Origin of the sequence: Chryseobacterium sp., from assembly GCF_008014695.1 — a bacterium.
In the GTDB taxonomy this organism is placed as follows: Bacteria; Bacteroidota; Bacteroidia; order Flavobacteriales; family Weeksellaceae; genus Kaistella.
Genome location: NZ_VOXE01000001.1, coordinates 736,327 through 755,008, shown reverse-complemented (window position 1 = coordinate 755,008; position 18,682 = coordinate 736,327). Strand labels below are relative to the sequence as shown.

The 18,682-nt window shown below is 46.5% G+C and carries 17 protein-coding genes; 9 read left to right on the top strand and 8 right to left on the bottom strand.

Features of this window, described 5'->3' with window-relative positions; translation table 11 throughout:
- Window positions 1-227: 227 nt before the first annotated feature.
- Together FUA25_RS03640 and FUA25_RS03635 are read right to left on the bottom strand one after the other, a co-directional pair.
- Entirely contained in the window at window positions 228-1,265 is a 1,038-nt protein-coding gene (locus FUA25_RS03640; protein WP_147755520.1) for a patatin-like phospholipase family protein, read from the bottom strand.
- A gap of 113 nt (window positions 1,266-1,378) precedes the next feature.
- Window positions 1,379-1,879 carry a M15 family metallopeptidase gene (locus FUA25_RS03635; RefSeq protein WP_147755519.1) on the bottom strand — a complete coding sequence of 167 codons (501 nt, stop codon included), beginning with the start codon at window positions 1,877-1,879 and terminating at the stop codon, window positions 1,379-1,381.
- A 302-nt stretch (window positions 1,880-2,181) separates the two neighbouring features.
- Here FUA25_RS03635 and FUA25_RS03630 point away from each other — a divergent pair, with 302 nt between their 5' ends.
- From FUA25_RS03630 to FUA25_RS03620, 3 genes are all read left to right on the top strand, one after another.
- Window positions 2,182-2,637 (top strand): Hsp20/alpha crystallin family protein, encoded by a 456-nt coding sequence (locus FUA25_RS03630; protein WP_147755518.1) that lies wholly within the window; start codon window positions 2,182-2,184, stop codon window positions 2,635-2,637.
- A gap of 102 nt (window positions 2,638-2,739) precedes the next feature.
- Window positions 2,740-3,918 carry a cation:proton antiporter gene (locus FUA25_RS03625; protein WP_147755517.1) on the top strand — a complete coding sequence of 393 codons (1,179 nt, stop codon included), beginning with the start codon at window positions 2,740-2,742 and terminating at the stop codon, window positions 3,916-3,918.
- A gap of 191 nt (window positions 3,919-4,109) precedes the next feature.
- Window positions 4,110-4,706 (top strand): dihydrofolate reductase family protein, encoded by a 597-nt coding sequence (locus FUA25_RS03620; RefSeq protein ID WP_228411637.1) that lies wholly within the window; start codon window positions 4,110-4,112, stop codon window positions 4,704-4,706.
- 17 nt (window positions 4,707-4,723) lie between these two features.
- On the opposite strand, the gene FUA25_RS03615 is transcribed toward FUA25_RS03620, so the two are convergent.
- Window positions 4,724-5,221, bottom strand: coding sequence for a VOC family protein (locus FUA25_RS03615; protein ID WP_228411636.1), 498 nt, complete (start codon window positions 5,219-5,221; stop codon window positions 4,724-4,726).
- 175 nt (window positions 5,222-5,396) lie between these two features.
- Between FUA25_RS03615 and FUA25_RS03610 the strand changes: the two genes are divergently transcribed.
- From FUA25_RS03610 to FUA25_RS03585, 6 genes are all read left to right on the top strand, one after another.
- Window positions 5,397-6,377: an L-histidine N(alpha)-methyltransferase gene (locus FUA25_RS03610; protein ID WP_147755516.1), complete on the top strand. Its 981-nt coding sequence runs from the start codon at window positions 5,397-5,399 to the stop codon at window positions 6,375-6,377.
- A gap of 14 nt (window positions 6,378-6,391) precedes the next feature.
- Window positions 6,392-7,582, top strand: a complete 1,191-nt coding sequence (gene egtB / locus FUA25_RS03605) for an ergothioneine biosynthesis protein EgtB (protein WP_228411635.1) — start codon at window positions 6,392-6,394, stop codon at window positions 7,580-7,582.
- Window positions 7,583-7,588: 6 nt separating this feature from the next.
- Entirely contained in the window at window positions 7,589-8,497 is a 909-nt protein-coding gene (locus FUA25_RS03600; RefSeq protein ID WP_147755515.1) for an ABC transporter ATP-binding protein, read from the top strand.
- The gene (locus tag FUA25_RS03595) at window positions 8,494-10,059 is read left to right on the top strand and encodes an ABC transporter permease/substrate-binding protein (protein WP_147755514.1); all 1,566 of its coding nucleotides are present in this window, start codon (window positions 8,494-8,496) and stop codon (window positions 10,057-10,059) included. Before FUA25_RS03600 ends, FUA25_RS03595 begins: the two co-directional genes overlap by 4 nt.
- 5 nt (window positions 10,060-10,064) lie before the next feature.
- Window positions 10,065-11,249 carry a MalY/PatB family protein gene (locus FUA25_RS03590; protein ID WP_147755513.1) on the top strand — a complete coding sequence of 395 codons (1,185 nt, stop codon included), beginning with the start codon at window positions 10,065-10,067 and terminating at the stop codon, window positions 11,247-11,249.
- 206 nt (window positions 11,250-11,455) lie between these two features.
- Window positions 11,456-12,247 carry a hypothetical protein gene (locus FUA25_RS03585; RefSeq protein ID WP_147755512.1) on the top strand — a complete coding sequence of 264 codons (792 nt, stop codon included), beginning with the start codon at window positions 11,456-11,458 and terminating at the stop codon, window positions 12,245-12,247.
- Window positions 12,248-12,404: 157 nt separating this feature from the next.
- Here FUA25_RS03585 and cphA read toward each other — a convergent pair whose 3' ends face one another.
- The 5 genes from cphA to FUA25_RS03560 all read right to left on the bottom strand — a co-directional run bounded on the left by cphA (window position 12,405) and on the right by FUA25_RS03560 (window position 18,632).
- On the bottom strand, window positions 12,405-14,966 hold the full coding sequence (cphA, locus tag FUA25_RS03580; RefSeq protein ID WP_147755511.1) for a cyanophycin synthetase: 2,562 nt from the start codon (window positions 14,964-14,966) through the stop codon (window positions 12,405-12,407).
- Window positions 14,967-15,036: 70 nt separating this feature from the next.
- Window positions 15,037-15,654, bottom strand: coding sequence for a DUF1989 domain-containing protein (locus tag FUA25_RS03575; protein ID WP_147755510.1), 618 nt, complete (start codon window positions 15,652-15,654; stop codon window positions 15,037-15,039).
- Between the two features lie 22 nt (window positions 15,655-15,676).
- Window positions 15,677-16,345, bottom strand: a complete 669-nt coding sequence (gene gntA, locus FUA25_RS03570) for a guanitoxin biosynthesis heme-dependent pre-guanitoxin N-hydroxylase GntA (protein ID WP_147755509.1) — start codon at window positions 16,343-16,345, stop codon at window positions 15,677-15,679.
- Between the two features lie 316 nt (window positions 16,346-16,661).
- Window positions 16,662-17,510: a cyanophycinase gene (locus FUA25_RS03565; RefSeq protein ID WP_147755508.1), complete on the bottom strand. Its 849-nt coding sequence runs from the start codon at window positions 17,508-17,510 to the stop codon at window positions 16,662-16,664.
- Window positions 17,511-17,864: 354 nt separating this feature from the next.
- Entirely contained in the window at window positions 17,865-18,632 is a 768-nt protein-coding gene (locus FUA25_RS03560) for a 4-hydroxy-tetrahydrodipicolinate reductase (protein WP_147755507.1), read from the bottom strand.
- Window positions 18,633-18,682: the final 50 nt, after the last annotated feature.

The following is an 18,682-nucleotide window of genomic DNA, read 5'->3' as shown; positions in this document are numbered from 1 at the left end:
CATCTTGGTATTTTTGTGTTGTTTGTTCTGAAGCAAAACTATAGAGTAGAAGCGACAGAAACCGTCGCATTTAAAACATGAATCTTTTTTATTTTAATAAATAGGGATTTCCTGTTTAATCAGTAATCTTCAGTGGTTTTTACGGAGCCCACTCCTTACGTGTATAAGCACAATGGCTTATAAATATAGGTATTCATTTATATGCTTATAAAATGTTTACCTGCAGTCTATAATTTGTTTCGGATCAGTTTCTGTACAATTTGATTCAGTAATCCCTTATGGTCATCAACAAAGCATAACCCTGCCTGAATAAGCGCTTCAATATTTGCTTTCTTCACATTGTCCATTGCAGAGGAAGCGTTTTTCAGCGAAGGATTCAGGCGGTAATAATTCTTCTGGTTCCTGTTTCCCAAGGTCCCGAACATCTGCTCCAGCTGATAATCCACCGTTTCCGCATTGGCCGACATCAGCATATCAATGATGGGGGATACCCAGCCAATTTTTCCCGCCCCTGCAAGTTTGGCGTAGGAATAAGGTCTGGATTCAGCCCCGGTCCCAATGGACAGGATCATCATGTCGTTGACTCCCGGATAGTCAACTTTCAAGTTGCTCCTGAGAAGCTCGGCAAAGGGCATTTTCCTGGCCTCCGCATAGGCACAAAGCGCCGGATTGTTCGCAAATACGCCTCCGTCAATAAGGCTGAAATATTGTCCATACAGCGATTTGATGCGTGCCGGTGTAAAGTAGGTAGGTGCCGCCGAGGTAGCCCGGCAGATATCCCGGACCAGGAAATTATCGGTACTTTCTTTGGCATTTGCCGAATTGAAGAGTTTGGCCCTTCGGTTCTCGATGTCGTAACTGGTAATGAGGCAGGGCTTGATGAAATCTTTCAGCTCCAGCTTTCCGAAGAATTCGTGAAGATTGTTTTCCAGATGCGCTTCAGAAATTTTCTCATTGAAGAGTCCGAAAGGATTGATCAGTTTTCCCCAGAATGAAACCTGAAAAATGCTGCCTCCTTTTTCTGAGTAAAGTTCAAGTCCTTTCTGTATCGAATATTTTGCTTTGCGGTTTTCATCCGGACAAAGGATAATAGAAGCGATGAGCGCTCCCGTACTGCTCCCGGCTACGAGATCGAAATAGTCTCCCAGTTTGGCATCACTTCGATCCTGCTGTTGCAGCTGTTCTTCAATATACCGCAGGATAATGCAGGAGATGATCCCTCGGATCCCGCCGCCGTCCAGTGAAAGGATGCTTATTTTTTTCATTGCTGTTGTTTTTAGTGATGGGACAAATGTAGAAGGAGGCTGCGACAGAAGCTGTCGTGATCTGGATGGTATTTCAAAGTTTCATTTTTTTCCGCAGTCAGAAGAGCGGCACATTATCCTTTTACATAGCCGGCTTTATCTTTTGCCATTTTTGACAGAACCCTCCACGTGCACCGTACCTGGGAATTTCCGAATGTAATCATCCTTTTTTCAAAGTGGGGGAGATCTTTGAATTTCTTCCAGTTCCCGCCCCAGTCCCAACCGTAGCGGGCGAATATTTTCACACATTCATTCCAGTCGGCTACCTGGTCCTGATCCCAGTCTTTTGCGGTATCCCAGCTGGCTGCTTTACCGTCAATGATCAGGCAGATATCCACCGCAAGTCCATAATTGTGAATGCTCTGTCCGGGGCCGGCATTGGTGACTTTTTTGCCCGGTTGGGTTCTGCCCATGGCATAAATTGCCGACTGTTCAGCCAAAGTCCTTAGTCCCTGGGTGACCCTTACTTTAGCGCGGCCGTTTAGTGCAGCGTTGCATGCCTCAATAATCTGTTTTACTTCTCCGCGTACAAGGGGATGAAGTTTTTCTGTCCTTTGTAAAGTGATTTTGTCCATGATGTTAATTTATTTTTGATGGACCGAATGTAGACCGGGGATGCGTCAGATGCTGACGTGTATTCCGGGAATGCAATCAATTGAGGTCAGTCTGGGTGACGCCGTCGGTAATACGTTCGATACCAGAACCCTAAAGAAGACGCTCTTCTTACACCCGCAACGCTTCGAATGATCTGTCACATTTCTGACAGTTTTTCACGTGCAGAATGTCATTTTTTCCAGTTTAAGTCCTGGTATATTGTTTGTAAATTCTGAAATGTGATCATTAAATTATTGTTTAACCATTTAAAACCGTTTAAGTTATGTCACTCGTAAAAAGAAACAATGGCAGTTTGCTCCCTGCAAATCCAGGTACCCTGTTCGATGACTTATTCAGCCGCGAACTTTTTAACTGGGGCAGCAACAATTTTTCTTCCGCTTACAGTACCCTTCCGTCTGTAAACATTAAAGAAAATCCGGAAAGTTTTGAAGTGGAAGTCGCAGCACCAGGAATGGAGAAAGAGGATTTTCGGATTACCCTCGACGGCAATCTCCTCACGATCTCTTCTTCCAGAAATGACCAGAAGGAAGAGAGTAATGACCGGTACACCCGTAAAGAATTCAGCTATCAGGCGTTCCAGCGCAGCTTCGAACTCGCAAAAAATGTGGTGGACGAGGAACACATCGAAGCCAGATACAAAAACGGCGTTTTAAAACTGATGATCCCGAAAACCGAGGAGGTTAAAAAACAGGCTCCGCGGTTGATCGAGATTCAGTAATGGTGAACGCACCTGCCAAAAATGGTTTTCCTGATCAGGAAAACCATTTTTTCTTGATATTCGAAATGATTGTGGTAACTTCAGTTTTTAAAAGAGCGTGCTATGAATGAATTGTTGTGGTCGATCTGTATTTTGTGCCTTACGACACTGGGAATCATGTTTCTGCTGAAGAAATTCAACCAGCCTTACCTCATCGCTTATATTATCGCCGGCATTGTGCTCGGACCTTATGGTTCGGCAGTTTTTGTACAGCCGCATGACATAGAGGTCGTGGGTGAAATCGGGATTCTGATCCTCATGTTCTTTCTCGGAATGGAAATCAATGTTCCGGATAACCGGAGCTTACTGATCAAGCCGGTGATCGCCCAAGGCATGAAAATAATCCTGAGTATAGGATGTGCTATTTTAGTGGGGCAGCTCACCGGACTTTCCGCCAACAGCATCATCCTTGTGGCGATACTTTTCGTATTTAACAGTACTGCTGTTGTCAGCGAGTTTTTAAAGAAACACCATACTTTGAAAACAGCCTTCGGAATCATGATCCTGAATATGCTCATCTTCCAGGACCTGCTTCTTGCGCCCGCGCTGGCATTGCTGAAAGCTTTGAATACTCCGGATCTCAGTTTCATGAATATGGTATTTCCGGTGATCGGCTGTATCGCTATTTTCATGGTGCTCAGAAAAATAAGGAATACCCAGGAGATCAGGCTGCCGGCATTTTTCCGGAATATTGAAAATGACCACGACCTCCAGGTCTTTACAGGCCTGTTTATCTGTCTGGGCTTCGGTCTGCTTGCGGAAAGCATCGGTTTAACCAGCGCGTTTGGCAGCTTCATCGCCGGTGTCATTGTAGGCAGGGTCAGGCTGTTTCACTGGCTCGAACATTCCCTGCTGCCCTTCAAGGTTTTTTTTGTTACCCTTTTCTTTGTGTCCATTGGGTTGAGGCTCGATATTGCCTACCTGTATTCGCATTGGGAAATCATTCTTGTCGGGACCTTTTTTGTCCTGGTCAGCAACAGCCTGATGTCTGCCATCATCTTCCGGCTGCTTAAATACAGCTGGAAGGACAGCTGGTACGGAGGGGCACTGCTCTCCCAGACCGGGGAGTTCGGGATCCTGGCGCTCTCCATTGCTTACAAAACCGGGATTATTGAATTCAGCCTTTATAAATCGGGTCTTGGAATCACCTGTCTGTCGCTTTTGCTTTCTACGGTTTGGGTCGCGGTGCTCAAGATGCTGATCGAGAAAAAACCGTTTATCCCCGGAATTTCCAAAAAATAATAACTAAGAGGTTAGGCTGCTTACTTTAATATTAGCATAATAATATATTTAAATTCCATACACTGAGCGAAACCGAAGTGTACCATTTGCCTTTTGCTCTCTTTCCTCGCACCCCGCAACTTAACAGCTCATCACCAAAATACAGTCTGTTTAAAAAAATGATTAATTTTATTGTACTAAAATATCACAGCATGGCAGACAACAGAAAACAGTCAGGCGAACATACCGACATGAGAAAGGTTATTGTGGCCATCAACATGACCCTGGATGGATACTGCGATCATACCGCAATATCGCCGGACGAAGAGATTCATCAGCATTATTCGCAACTGTTGAGGAATGCAGGGGTGATCCTGTACGGCAGAATCACTTATGAACTGATGCAGTACTGGCAGATGCTGCTCATAAACCCCTCGGGAAATCCGTCAATGGACGAATTTGCAGTGGCGATGGATCAGATACCCAAACTGGTCTTTTCGCATGAACTTACGGATACCGGCTGGGCCAGTGCGCAAATTGCTGACCGGCCGCTGGGAGAAACGGTGAAGGAATTAAAGCGGCAGCCCGGCAAAGACATTTTTATCGGCAGCCGGAGTTTAATGAGCCAGCTTGCGGAACTTCGCCTGATCGATGAATACCAGATCTGTGTTCACCCGCTGATTGCAGGAAATGGGTTGCTGCTGTTTGAAAATATCCGCACCAGGACGGCTCTTACCCTCATCAGGACACAAACATTCACGAGCGGTGCAGTAATTCTGTCCTACAAACCTGCGGACGAAACCGTCTGACCGTTTTTGCAGACCTTTCAGAGCCTTTCGTTTTCAGGATTTTCCAGAACATCCTGCTGCGTTTTGGTGCCGAGTTGTTCGGCTAACCCTATAAGAAGTCCTTCTGGCCCGCGGATATAGCAAAGCCGGTAAATGTTCTCGTAATTCACCACTTCGCCGACCATCTCCGCACCGTGCTTCAGAAGTCTTGGCAAGAGTTCGTCAAGGTGATCCACCCGGAACATCACCCTGAGATAACCCAGTGCGTTAACGGGTGCGGTTCTGTGGTCGGATACCACAGGCGGAGTGATGAACTGTGAAAGTTCAAGCCGGCTGTGTCCGTCTGGTGTAACCATCATCGCTACTTCCACCGACTGGTCGCCGAGTCCGGTTACACGTCCTGCCCATTCACCTTCAACCCGTCCGCGTCCTTCCAGGGTCAGGCCGATTTCCTTGAAAAATGAAATGGCTTTGTCCAGGGATGCTACAACGATCCCCACATTATTCATTTCCATCAGGGTGCTTTTTGTCATCATCTGTTTTTTTAATGTTTATGATAAAAATTGAACATCCTCGTCCAGCATCCTTCATCAAACTCAAAATAAAACGCATTTTTATATTGCATAGTATTGTTAAACCACATACTTTTATGGGAAAGTAACGCCGGTGGCGGCAGGAAAGTTGTATTAAGTCGAATTAAAGGTAAGAAATATGAATTTATCGCAATCTGCAGATGCTCAGATCAGTACTCCATTAATTGATAATTTTCGGGCCGATGTGTTGAACGGTTTAAAAAGTTCGCCGAAAAGGCTGTTTTCAAAATATTTTTATGATAAGGAAGGGGATCAGCTGTTTCAGCAGATCATGCAGATGCCTGAATATTATCTCACCGCCTGCGAACTGGATGTTTTCAGGAACAGAACAGGGGAGATTGCAGAAGCGGTCTTTTATAAGGATAGCGCTTTTGACCTCATAGAACTGGGTGCAGGTGACGGCATGAAGTCCGTCTACCTTTTACAGTATCTTGTTGAACGCGAAACGGATTTCACCTATATTCCGGTCGATATTTCGGGAAACATTCTTTCGGTTCTGAATGAAGAACTTCAGAATAAGATGCCCGAATTAAAAGTGGTGCCATTGGAAGGCGAATACTTCAGTATGCTGGATAAAGCTGCCGGACTCTCAGTCCGAAGAAAAGTGGTGTTTTTCCTGGGAGGGAATATTGGGAATATGGAGATCGGAGAAGCAAACAATTTCTGCCGGGAAGTCAGAAGACGGCTGAATCCGGGTGATTTGTTTGTAATCGGTTTCGATTTAATGAAGAATCCGCATACAGTGCTTAATGCCTATAACGATGCGGCCGGTATCACAGCCGCCTTCAACCTCAATCTGCTTTCGAGGATGAACAATGAACTGGATGCGGATTTTAATCTGGATCAGTTTCAGCATTACCAGACCTACGATCCGGTCTCAGGGGCGTGCCGGAGTTATCTCGTGAGCCTCACTGCGCAGGTCGTCCGTATAGGTGATGAGGAGATTGCTTTTGGTGAAAATGAGTTGATCGATATGGAAGTCTCTCAGAAATTCTCTCCCGGACAGATTATGGAAATGGCAAAGAGTGCCGGGTTTCAGATCCGTTCACAGATAGCAGATTCTAAAAACTGGTTTGTAGATTCTGTATGGCAGGTATAATTAAAATGATGAATATGAAATCAAATTCAGTAATGCAGAAATCTGAAACTTATCAGGACTGGGGACAGCGGTTTTCAGCTGTCCGCGACCATTCCGTTGAGATTTGCAGACCATTGGAAATCGAGGATTACGTAGTGCAGCCCATTGTTGATGTAAGCCCTCCCAAATGGCATTTGGGGCATACCACCTGGTTTTTCGAAACGTTTATTCTGCTGCCTTTTTTTCCGGGTTACGAGGTCTTTAATGACCAGTATAATTTTGTCTTCAACAGTTATTACGAAACGGTAGGCGCGCGGGTAATCCGTACTGACAGAGGAAACCTGAGCCGTCCTTCTGTCTCTGATATTTACCGGTACCGAAAATATGTGGATGAAAATATGCGGGATTTTCTTCAGAGCGATCTGATGAATGAACGCATTCAGTCTTTGCTGGAGTTAGGCCTGAATCACGAGCAGCAGCATCAGGAACTCTTACTGACGGATATCAAATATATTCTCGGCCATAATCCGCTTTTTCCTGCTTATAAAAAGGAGAGCGTAAACGAAAATAACCTCAGGAAACAGGCAGAAATGATTGGGTTTTCCGAAGGCGTCTATGAGATCGGTTTTGAAGGGGAGGGCTTCTGTTTTGATAACGAACTGGGAAGACATAAGGTGTATCTGAATGATTTCCAGATCTCGGATCAGCTCGTGACCAACGGAGAATATCTGGAATTTATGGAATCGAAAGGCTATTCCGATTTCAGGCACTGGCATGCCGAAGGCTGGGACTGGGTCAAACAGAACCAGGCCAAATCTCCTTTGTACTGGCATTTTATCAATGGAAAGTGGATGCAATATACCTTGAACGGTTTGCAGGAAATGAATCCCGATGAACCACTCTGTCACATTAATTTCTTTGAAGCTTCAGCTTTTGCTTCCTGGAAGGAGATGCGCCTGCCAACCGAAGCAGAGTGGGAGGTGGCCTCCCCGCATTTTAATTGGGGAAAAAGGTGGGAATGGACCAATTCTGCCTATCTGCCGTATCCGGGATTCAAAAAAGAAGCAGGTGCGGTTGGCGAATACAACGGAAAATTCATGGTCAACCAGACTGTTCTTCGCGGCGCCTCTGTAGCCACGCCGATTGGCCATAGCAGGAATACGTACCGGAATTTTTTCCCGACCGGCCTGCAGTGGCAGTTCACAGGAATACGCCTGGCTAAATAATATTCCATGATCACAGTAGAATCGGTTTCGAAGAGTTTTGGCGGAAGGCCGGCAGTGGATGATATTTCCTTTCAGGCAAATGATGCGGAAATTCTGGTGCTTCTGGGAACAAGCGGCTGTGGAAAAACAACGACCCTGAAAATGATCAACCGGCTTATTGAAGCCGATTCCGGAAATATTCTGATCGACGGAAAAAATATCCGTGACCGGAAACCGGAAGAATTAAGAATGGGGATCGGCTTTGTCATGCAGAATTCCGGCCTGTTTCCCCATTACACAGTCAGGGAAAATATTGCGACGGTTCCGAGGCTGCTGAAATGGGACAGGAAGAAAACCGAAGACCGTACGGAAGAACTTTTAAGCAAACTCCATCTTTCCACCCATCTCCTTTCCCGCTTTCCGAATGAATTAAGCGGCGGTCAGCAGCAAAGGGTAGGGATCGCAAGGGCGTTGATCTCCAATCCTCCCGTCCTGTTAATGGATGAACCTTTTGGCGCGCTGGACAATATTACCAAAGCCGGCATTCATGCAGAATTCAAATCTTTGGAAGAACTGAAGAATAAAACGACTGTTCTGGTTACGCACGATGTTCAGGAGGCTTTTGAACTGGGCCACCGCATCTGTCTGATGGATAAGGGAAAGATCATACAGACCGGAACCTTAAAAGAAATGCTCTACCGCCCGGAAAATGATTTTGTCAGGGATTTTTTTGCGGCGAACCGGCTCTTGTTGGAATATAAGGTCACGGTCGTAAAAGACGTGTTGCCTTTCCTACTCGGTTTTGAAATGGATTTTCCCGAAGACTCCAGTATTTGGACAGTTATCCAGAAATTAAGCGCAGATCAGGTCAATACTGCTCCTTACGAACAGATGGTTCAGGCATTCAACCGTTACAGAAAATTACAGGCCGTATGACACAGCAGGGTTTTTGGCAGTTCGTGGCAGACCAGCACGAAAAATTACTCACCCAGATCACCCAGCATCTTGGGCTGACTTTTCTGTCATTGCTTCTGGCAATTATCGTAGGGGTACCCCTTGGAATTCTCATTGCACGGAAAAGAAAACTGTCAGGCACCGTATTGGGCATTGCAGGAATTTTACAGACCGTTCCGAGCATCGCTTTGCTGGGTTTTATGATCCCGGTTTTCGGAATTGGCGCCACGCCGGCAATTGTTGCCCTGTTGATCTACGCGCTTCTTCCGATTATCAGGAACACCTATACGGGAATTACCGGGGTGGATCCGGCGGTGATTGAAGCCGCTGAGGCCATGGGAATGAACCGGAAACAGCTGCTCTTCAAAGTGAAAATTCCTTTGGCCATGCCGGTAATCATTGCGGGAATACGCACTGCGGCAGTTATCAATGTTGGGGTGGCAACGCTGGCTTCATTTGTGGCGGCAGGCGGTTTGGGAGAATTTATTTTTGGCGGAATCTCACTCAACAATACCAATATGATTCTGGCGGGAGCAATCCCGGCCGCGTTATTGGCGGTGTTGCTGGATAAACTTATCGCTGTTTTTCAAAAGATCAGATATCAGCAGCTCCGGAGATTATGGGTCATTTTTCCCGTGATACTGGTTGTGATCGGTGCGGGGTATTGGTTCAAGACCGGATCCGAGAATAAACTCAAAGCCGGTTTTACCCCGGAATTTATGGGAAGACAGGACGGAGATCTCGGCCTTCGTTCTGTTTATGGCCTAAACGTGCATCCGGAGGTGGTGAATGATGCGGTCATGTACAAAGCAGCTTTTGAAGGCGACCTGGATCTGATCAGCGGCTATTCTACCGACGGCAGGATCAGGGCCTTTGATTTGTATGTGCTGGAAGATGACAGAAAAATATTTCCTCCTTATTATGCAGCACCCATCATAAAGACAAAGACCCTGCAGAAATTTCCTGACCTCGAAAAAACGCTCGATCTCCTGGCCGGGAAATTCAGTGATTCGCTGATGACAGACCTCAATTACAGATCAGATCATCTCCATCAGACGCCCCATAGAATTGCAAAGGATTTCCTAGTGACCACTAAATTATACAGGGATCCGCAGAACGGAAACGCCGGAACCGTGAGAATTGGGTCAAAGATCTTCGGGGAACAGTACATCCTTGCGGAGATATATAAAATGCTTATCGAAGGCTACACCGGCTACCGGGTCGAAACAAAAACAGGCTTGGGCGGCACGAAGATCTGTTTTGATGCCCTGATGAATGATGCCATCGATTTTTATCCTGAATATACCGGAACCGGACTTCTGGTTTTACTGCAGCCTGACCCGAAAACCGTCTCAGCGGTAACACAAAGCGCCGGAACTACTTACGGTTATGTAAATGCAGAATTCCTGAAACAGTATGGAATCAAATGGTTGAAACCCCTTGGATTCAATAATTCCTACGCTTTGATGATGCGCAGGAAACAGGCTGATGACCTGCATATCAAAAGGATCTCTGACCTCAGGAAATATCTGGATCAAAAATAAATACAATGGCTGAAAAATATGATTTCGATGAGATAATTGATCGGAGAGGCACCGATTCCGTGAAATGGGATCTTGCCCAAGATCCGGAGGTGCTGCCGATGTGGGTCGCGGATATGGATTTCCGCACTGCACCAGAAATTACAGAAGCACTGATCAATAAGGTTTCCGGGGGCCTGTTCGGATACGGAAGTATTCCGGAAAATTTCTATGAGTCCATAATCGGTTGGTGGCGGGATGTCCATCACTTTACCGTCAGAAGAGAATGGATCCTGGCCGGGCCCGGAATGATCCCAACCCTGTCTGCCATTGTGAGGACTTTTCTGAAGCCTGGGGAAAGCATGATCATCCAGCCTCCTGTCTACAACCATTTTTTCACGGTCATTGAAAATTGCGGCATGCACCTGGTTAAAAACAACCTGATCTTTGAAAACGGCGACTACAAAATAGATTTTGAGGATTTGGAAACCAAAGCCGCAGATCCCGGCACCAAACTGCTGTTGCTCTGCAATCCCCACAATCCCGTAGGGAAGGCCTGGCAAAAGAAGGAGCTGGAAAAAATAGCCGAAATATGTTCAAGACATGAAGTAATGGTCGTTTCAGACGAAATTCACGCGGATCTGGTGCTGAAAGGGCATCAGCATCATCCGTTTGTAGGGGCGGCTGAAGGTTATGCCCTAAGGCACATCACTTGCGGTTCCCCGTGCAAAACATTTAACCTGGCGTCCTTACCCATCGCCTACAGCATCAGTCCCGATCTTCAGGTGCTGGAGCGGATACGCAAAACGCTGGAGATGCAGGAAACGGCTTATCCGAATCCTCTTGCTGCCGAAGCGCTGATCGCCGCCTATACCAATGGAAGAGCGTGGCTGGAAGAGCTGAAGGATTATCTGGCCGGAAACTTTGAGTATCTGCAGCAGTTTTGCACTGAATATCTGCCTGAAGTCCTGGTCATTCCGCTGCAGGCGACGTATCTGGTTTGGCTCGACTGCAGCGCTTTAAATGAAGATTCAGCCGGACTGACAAAAATATTGCTCGACGAAGAAAAACTGTGGCTCAATCCCGGAACCATGTACGGAGAGTCAGGCGAAGGTTTTATCAGGATCAATATCGCCTGCCCGCGGGAACTGCTTTCCTGGGGATTAAGTCGTTTGAGGAATTACAGGAACCGAAAAGTGGCCGCCGGCTCCTGACTTTAGATTGCTGTAGTCCTTTGGATATTTTTGATGTCCTGAACAGGGCGGCTAGTATGGTAGAACAGTTTTTTCCGCAGAAAAATCCGCGGCTTTAAATTGTACAGCGACAGGTTCAATGGAATGCTGTATCTTCAGGTATCAGTAAAAAACATTTCAATATCCAGCTTTCCGACTGCCAGAATACTTTCCGCTCCCAGATACAGATGTACCGGTCCCGGGATGAAGGAAAGACCTGGAAAAGGACCGCAAAGACCGGGAAAATGTTTGCTGGATATGGGTTTTCCGAATTCGAATTCTTGGACCGGAACTACTCACTCGGATATGCAAGAAACGAATTAAAGCAGGAGAAAAAAGCGACTCAAATCATACAGGGAACGTATTATCTGCTGCGGAACGGAAAGGTGACCGATTCGTTAAAGACTCCCGATGACCTGTATTATAACAGCAATTACAACAATTATTATTTCTCTGCAAAGAACGACACGGTGTCTCTCGGCAGCTGGACCTATGATGATCATTATACGGTAAATACCACCCGTTATTTCCAGCCCTTACTGGTCAGGAGTAAAGGGGAGTGGAAATTTAAAGTCGAGGAAAAAATATACCGGCGTCCTGTCCCGGCAATGGGGCAAACTGCTGACACCGTCAGGGAATTCGTAAATTTTAGGCTGATCAACGGCCGCAAAATGATCTTCAGAAACGGCGCCGGAAGTCTGGAATTAAAACAGGAGATAAAAGATGAGGTTTCGGGAGATGGATGTTATATTCTGGAACAGGGCGGCCGGATTTACCTGATCAGCCCGGGAGTCTACGGCTCTGTGTATATTTCATTCGATGCTGGTACGAACTGGTATCTGTATCCGCGCCCTTTGCAGCCCGGTCGCAGTCTGCTGCTGCAGACCGAAGGGCCGAACGGGCTTTCATATTTCAGCACCGAATCCACAGGCGGAACTTCCGTCATGAGGAAAATATTTTACGATTTTTTGCCCAGATAAAACCGCCAGCTCAGATCTCCACCGCAGCAGGCAATAGGAAAACCCAGCAAAACCAAACCTGCACTGACCACAGCGGCAGTGTGCTCTTTCTAGTCACACTCCGCCTTTATCTCCGCGTTTTAATTCATCATCCAAAATCGAAATCGTTCACCCAACACTAAGCCGGATTCTGAAACTGTTCGGCTACAGCCCTCGTCAATCCCAAAGTATACGTAGCGTTGTCGGCACACACCACTACATAGCTGCCTTTCGGCGCGTGTTCTACCGCATGGTGAATCGCAGTCTGGGTATCGGGTATAATGTTATATTCCTTTTCTGGATCGACCTCATGGATGCCGCGCGTTAAAAGTTCCACAATGGAGTCTTCCGTTCTTCCGCGGAGGTCACGGTCAAACCGGATGATGATTTCATCGTACATCGAGGCCGCAATTCTTCCGAATTCGATGATATCTTCCTCGCGCCGGTCGCCCGTTCCGGTGATGATTCCCAGCTTATATCCCTCAATTTTTTTCAGGTAGCCCGCCAGTGCTTTTAAGCCGTGCGGATTATGGGCATAGTCCACAATAACGTTCACTCCGTTGATTTCCAGTTCGTTGATTCGCCCGGGAGTGGTATCCCCGGACGGAATAAAATTCTTCAGTGCCGCTACCGTACCTTCAAGTGGAAAACCTGACAGATACGAAGCCAGAACAACAGGAAGGAGGTTTTCAATCATAAACCCTGCTTTGCCCTTCCGCGTGATCGGAACTTCTGCGGCATTGCAGATGTAGATCTTTTCCTGGCGGTGGCTGATGTAAATGTCCTGCTCCGGATCGGTGTAAACGGCCGTGCCGCCGACTTCCATATGCTTCACGAAATTTTCATGCCGGTCATCCGAAGAAAATACGGCAACATTGCACTTTAGCTGGTTCTTCATGGCATAGGCAAGTTCGTCTCCTGCATTTAAAATAGCCCATCCATCCTGATGCACCGCGCGCGGAACCACCGATTTTACAAATGCCAGGTCTTCTACTGTATGAATATCCTTTAATCCCAAATGATCTGCCGCCACATTGGTCACGATGGCGATATCACACTGGTCAAAGCCCAGTCCGGATCGGATTATTCCGCCTCTTGCACTTTCCAGAACAGCAAAATCGATGGTAGGATTCTGTAAAATGGTGCGTGCGCTTTGCGGTCCCGAACAGTCGCCGCCGTAAATTTTATGGCCGCCGATGTAGATGCCGTCCGTCGAGCTGAATCCTATCGTCCTGCCTGCTGAATCCGCCACATGAGCCATTAAGCGCGTGGTGGTGGTCTTGCCGTTGGTTCCCGTAATGGCGACAATAGGGATGCGTCCGTTCTGATCCTTCTTAAACATCAGATCAACAATTGGGTCACCTGTTTCTCTCGGCGTTCCGGTCAAGGGATATTGGTGCATGCGCAATCCGGGCGCCGCATTGACTTCGATGATGGCCCCTTCGTTTTCTGACAGTGGAACGGAAATATCAGGAGCGATGATGTCAATCCCACAAATATCCAGGCCGATGATCTGCGCCGCTTTTTCCGCAAGCATTTTATTGTAAGGATGCACCAGATCAGTAACATCTTCTGCGGTACCTCCTGTACTTAAATTGGCCGTCTGTCTCAAAACAACACGCTGTCCCTCAGCCGGTACGGAAATTCTGGACAGGCCCTGTTTTTCCAGAACCGCATCGGTAGCGGCATCCAGATGAATCTTGGTCAGCCTGTTTTCATGCCCTTCTCCTCTGAGCTCATTTTCATTTTCCTGATGCACAAGTTCCGCAACCGAGGACGAACCGTCCCCTGTAACAGAGGCTGGTGAACGTTTGGAGGCAGCGATCATTTGCTGGCCTACAATAATCAACCGGTAATCGGCGCCGGCGATTTCCCTTTCGATGATCACTTTTTCCGAAATTTCCTGTGCATAGAGGAAACCCTCGGTCAGTTCTTCTATACTGGAGATGCTGCACGTCACATTCCGGCCCTGGTTGCCTGTAAGCGGTTTTGTGACCAGAGGAAAACCTAAGTTTTCAGCAATCGATTCCAGGTCCGAGACCTGGTCGGTGTGAGCACCGGGAGGCACCGGCAGGTACTGGCTTTCCAGAAATTCTTTCGTAGCGGCTTTATTGCACGCGATATTAACGGCAATGGAGGAGGTATCTGGCGACATGGCCGCGCTGATGCGCTGCTGATGTTTCCCCTGGCCCAGGATAAGATATCCCGCCGGCCCTTTGGATACGGGAATATTGCGCCTCCGGGCAGCCTGAGTGATAATGGAGGTACTCGGCCCTTCTCCGAATTTGCGGTTAAGGCTGGCGATGTAAGCGCAGGCATTTAAAAAAGAGGCCGGTTCAACCCCTGTAATGAGTGCACTGATGATTTGCCCTGCCGTTTGCAGCGCTGCGGTTCCGCCTTCCTCGGTCCCGTATTCCACAATGCCGTACGAACGGTCTCCGGGGAGGTCGATGATCTCATGATGAAAATTACGGTCCTGAAGAAGCGCCGCCAGACGGATGGTATAGCGGAACAGCGATCTGCTCACGTCCGTATCCGAATGTTCGATTCCGTGGTGGATCCGGAAATATTCCGTTACGCCGTAGTACTGAGCGTTTCCAGTTTCTGGATACAGCGAGGGTTCATATTTAACAGCCAGAACCTGGTGTTTGCCGGACCACATATTGGGGCCCCGCATAATTCTGATATCGTCGAAAATCATATAAAAGTAAGTGGTATAAGTTTTTTTAAGAAGGGTTTGGAAAGCCGGCTTTGAGTTTAAGTGACTGATATCAGCTTAAGTCATCAGTTCCGCTTACCGCTGCAGGAGTGATCTGATACTGGATGGGTTTGAAGGTTCCGCCATTGCTGTCTTCCGCCGAACACGCCGTCAGGCATACCAAAAGGTCCATCTCTGCCCTGAAGCGGACGTAATCTCCGGCCACCGACGTAGGGGGCAGTACAGAGATTTTGCCCTGTGCATCAAACTGCACATTCATGAAAATATTAAAGGCGGTAGGGATATCATCTTCTTTGATGCCCATCGGAGCAAGATTCTTAGACAGATTATCCAGGCAGCTGGGATGGTAACCGGTATGGCTGTACATGATCTCAAACGTTTCTTTGCTGCAGGGGGCGAGAAGGAAATCGTTTCTGCCGTTGGTGTCTTCCACGATCTCCATCATTTTGTGCGAACGGTTGCTCCACAAAAAGTTTCCCGCAGATAACAGGATAGATTCTTCAAAATCCAGTGATTTTCCGGAAGATATTTTTTCTCCAAAGTCGGCAGCATTAAAAAGGACCATATCGCTCACCTGCATGCCAAGCGGATCGGTTACGGTTAATAAATCGCCTTTTTTCAGATAAAAGGCTTTGCCGCTCTGTTTTTCAATGGTAATGGTTTCGGTCATAATTTGAGTTTGGTTTGTTTTTTTATTTGTGGAACGGACATTTCCAGCCTTCTTCTACCTGACGGCCGCTGTACTGTTTGGTTTCGGTATCAGTTCCGTGGTCCCGCAGTACAGGATTGATGCTGCCCTGAAGTTCCTGGTCATTTTTCCGGATCGTATTTCTTACGGCGTGGTAGGTACCCATTTCACGCAGCTTTTCAAACTGATGGTGCAGGTTGAATACAAGGGTTGTAAAAGGTGCCCGGCGCGCCATTCTGGAACTTTCAGGATGTAAACCTACGATATAAAATGCTTTCCCGCCAACACTGAAGCTGAATTGCGGATCTTCCGGATCGTCACTCACAGTAGGGTCCCACGCGGATTCATCAAGATCATGGATCGTTTGAAGTGCCTTCCACAGGGCGGTTTCAAAGCTTTCCTCATCGCGGTAGTGATTATTCGGGAATACGGCCAGAAAGGATTCAAAAGTATTTCCTTCAAAATCATATTGTGCGACATACCGCTTAACGTCCTCAACGAGCTGAGCCAGACTTTCGGTCTCATCGATATCCCGGTATACGTTAAGATTGTACAGCTCCATCTTGAATAAAGTTTTGGCCATAATACACGGATGATCTTCTTTGAGAATAAAATCCTCGTAGCTTTTTTTAACAGATGCCAGAGTGATTTCCGCTTCAGTAACTGCGTTCATAATAATTCTTTTTTAAGGTATTGTTTTTACCGTTACCGGTAATGGTTGGGATTTTTTTAAATAATAATTGAAGATCTGTTTTGGTGATTTACAATCAAAAGACCTGCATCATCATCATAATTCACCCATCATGAATTTGCAGAATCTTGTACACAGAAATTATGCCATATTATTGATCAAGGGCCATTTTTATGATCTGATACATAGCATATAGATGATGCTGGATAATTGATGTTAACGGTATGTTCGAGATTTTAAATTTTTAACTTACCCATGTCCTTCCAAGAGCTGCCTTACACTCCGTCTATGGCATGGTTTAATCAGTTTGCTCTTCTTCAGGGGGATTGAGGATCTTGAGTTTCATCGTGGTCAGGTTGAAAACATCGGTCTGGCTCATGAGGTGCATCGTCATATTCGAAAACGAAAGGGGGGCGCCTTTAATAACGTCAAGCAGGTTGCTTTCCGTAATGCTCCTGCCGTCCAGCAGGATGGCCATTCCGGGACCAACCGCTTCCATCTTGTTCCGGTAGATCAGTAAAGCGGTATTTTCTTCCAGGCCAACGCCCAAAACGGTGGGATTGCTCACCACAATTTCGAAAAGCCGCCCGATTCTGCCGCGCGCTATGAAGTGCGTATCGAAAATAATATTCTTCACCAATCCGAATCCGGTGGTCGTGCTAACTTCCCCTTTGTCTGCCGCTTCGTCGCTGCTGCCGTCCTTCATCATGCTCTCGGAAGCCGCTGCTGCACCGGCCGATGTTCCCGCATAGATAAAGTGGGGATCTTCCAGTTTTTTCAGAAGTAAGTTATAAAATTCGGTTCCTCCAAAGATGGAAGTGAGTCTGAGCTGTGTGCCTCCCGTAAAAAAAACAGCGTCTGCTTTTTGGAGCCGGTCCAGGTTCTTTTTGAGTTCGGCTTCTTCCCGGGATTCGATAATCATGACGCCGGTATTCGTAGCCCCGATTTTTCCGAAAGCTTTCACATATACCTCACCCATTTTCTCCGGGATCTCGGACGCGCTGGTAACAATCTCGATTCGGGATTTTTCCTTTAACCGTGATTCGCAGATGAACCTGCGTAAAATAATTTCATCTGAAAAACCCTTTTTCGGATCCTTTTCACCTTTATCCTCGGCACCGCCAATAATCAGTAATTTGCCTTTCATATTTTTTAATTTTAAACTGTTAAGGATGATCACAATGAACGCATCATATTACCGACCAAGAAAAAGCCTGCTGGCAGGCAGGATGGTAATACGTGTTCTAGGGAACTTGGAGACTTTTCAGACCCAACAAAGAAAATGCCAATTAGTGCAGTTAAATAAAATTAATGTATACCCTTGGCGGCCATGACGCCCACAAATAAGGCCGCCCAAAGAGCAGCCTTATTTTAACAAATCATTTAGTATGAAGAAAAATCAAATATATTAAATTTATAATGGATAGCATAATAATATTCAGAAAATTTGTTTAAACACCAACTTTCTTAATTAAAATGCCACCGCGAAGACCGGATTATTTTATGATGATTCCTCTTTTGAGGTACTGAAAAAATAGGGACGTAAAAGGTCTTCAAAATTGTAAAATCCTGTAGGTTTATTGACGAGGTTTTCAGCGACAAATAATGCTCCGCTTCCGAAGGCTTCACGTGAGATCGACTCATGAACCAGCCTCACCGTTTGATACGGAAAACCGAAAATAACTTCATGTCTGCCTACAATTCCGCCGGCTCTTACGCTGTTGATGCTGTCCGCTTCTACATCCAACGACTCTGCAATCTTTACTGCCGTTCCCGATACCCCCGCCTTTGCTTTAAAATGCTCTTCACTTATTTCAATATCAACATCCGGTGCAATGTTTTTAAGAAGGGAGGCGGCAAATAAAAGATAATTAACGCCCAATGTAATATTGGGGGACCAGAACACTGCGGTTTCTAAGGATAATTCTTCTAAAAATTTCTTTTCCGCTTCCCCGTAATGGGAAATCGCTGAAATGATGGTTATTTTTCTGACAGCAGCTTCCTTTCCATATTGATAAATACCTTCTGCGCCGGAAAAGTCGATGATGGCATCCACAGGACGCTCGTTTAATAATTGACGTACAGTTTGATGTGCTAAAGAAACAATTTCAGCGGGGTCCGGGCTATCAACCTCTAAAAAATCTTTAGCGGTCGAAGTATTTGCGGCACTGTTCCGCAATACCCACTCTAACGAATGTTGATCGCTTCGTAAAATCACATTGGCAACTGCCTTACCGGCCTTACCGAAACCTATTAGCCCTATTTTCATGTAAAAAATTTAGATGGCAGTTTTTTGTCTGCCGATGTTCAGAAGGTGAA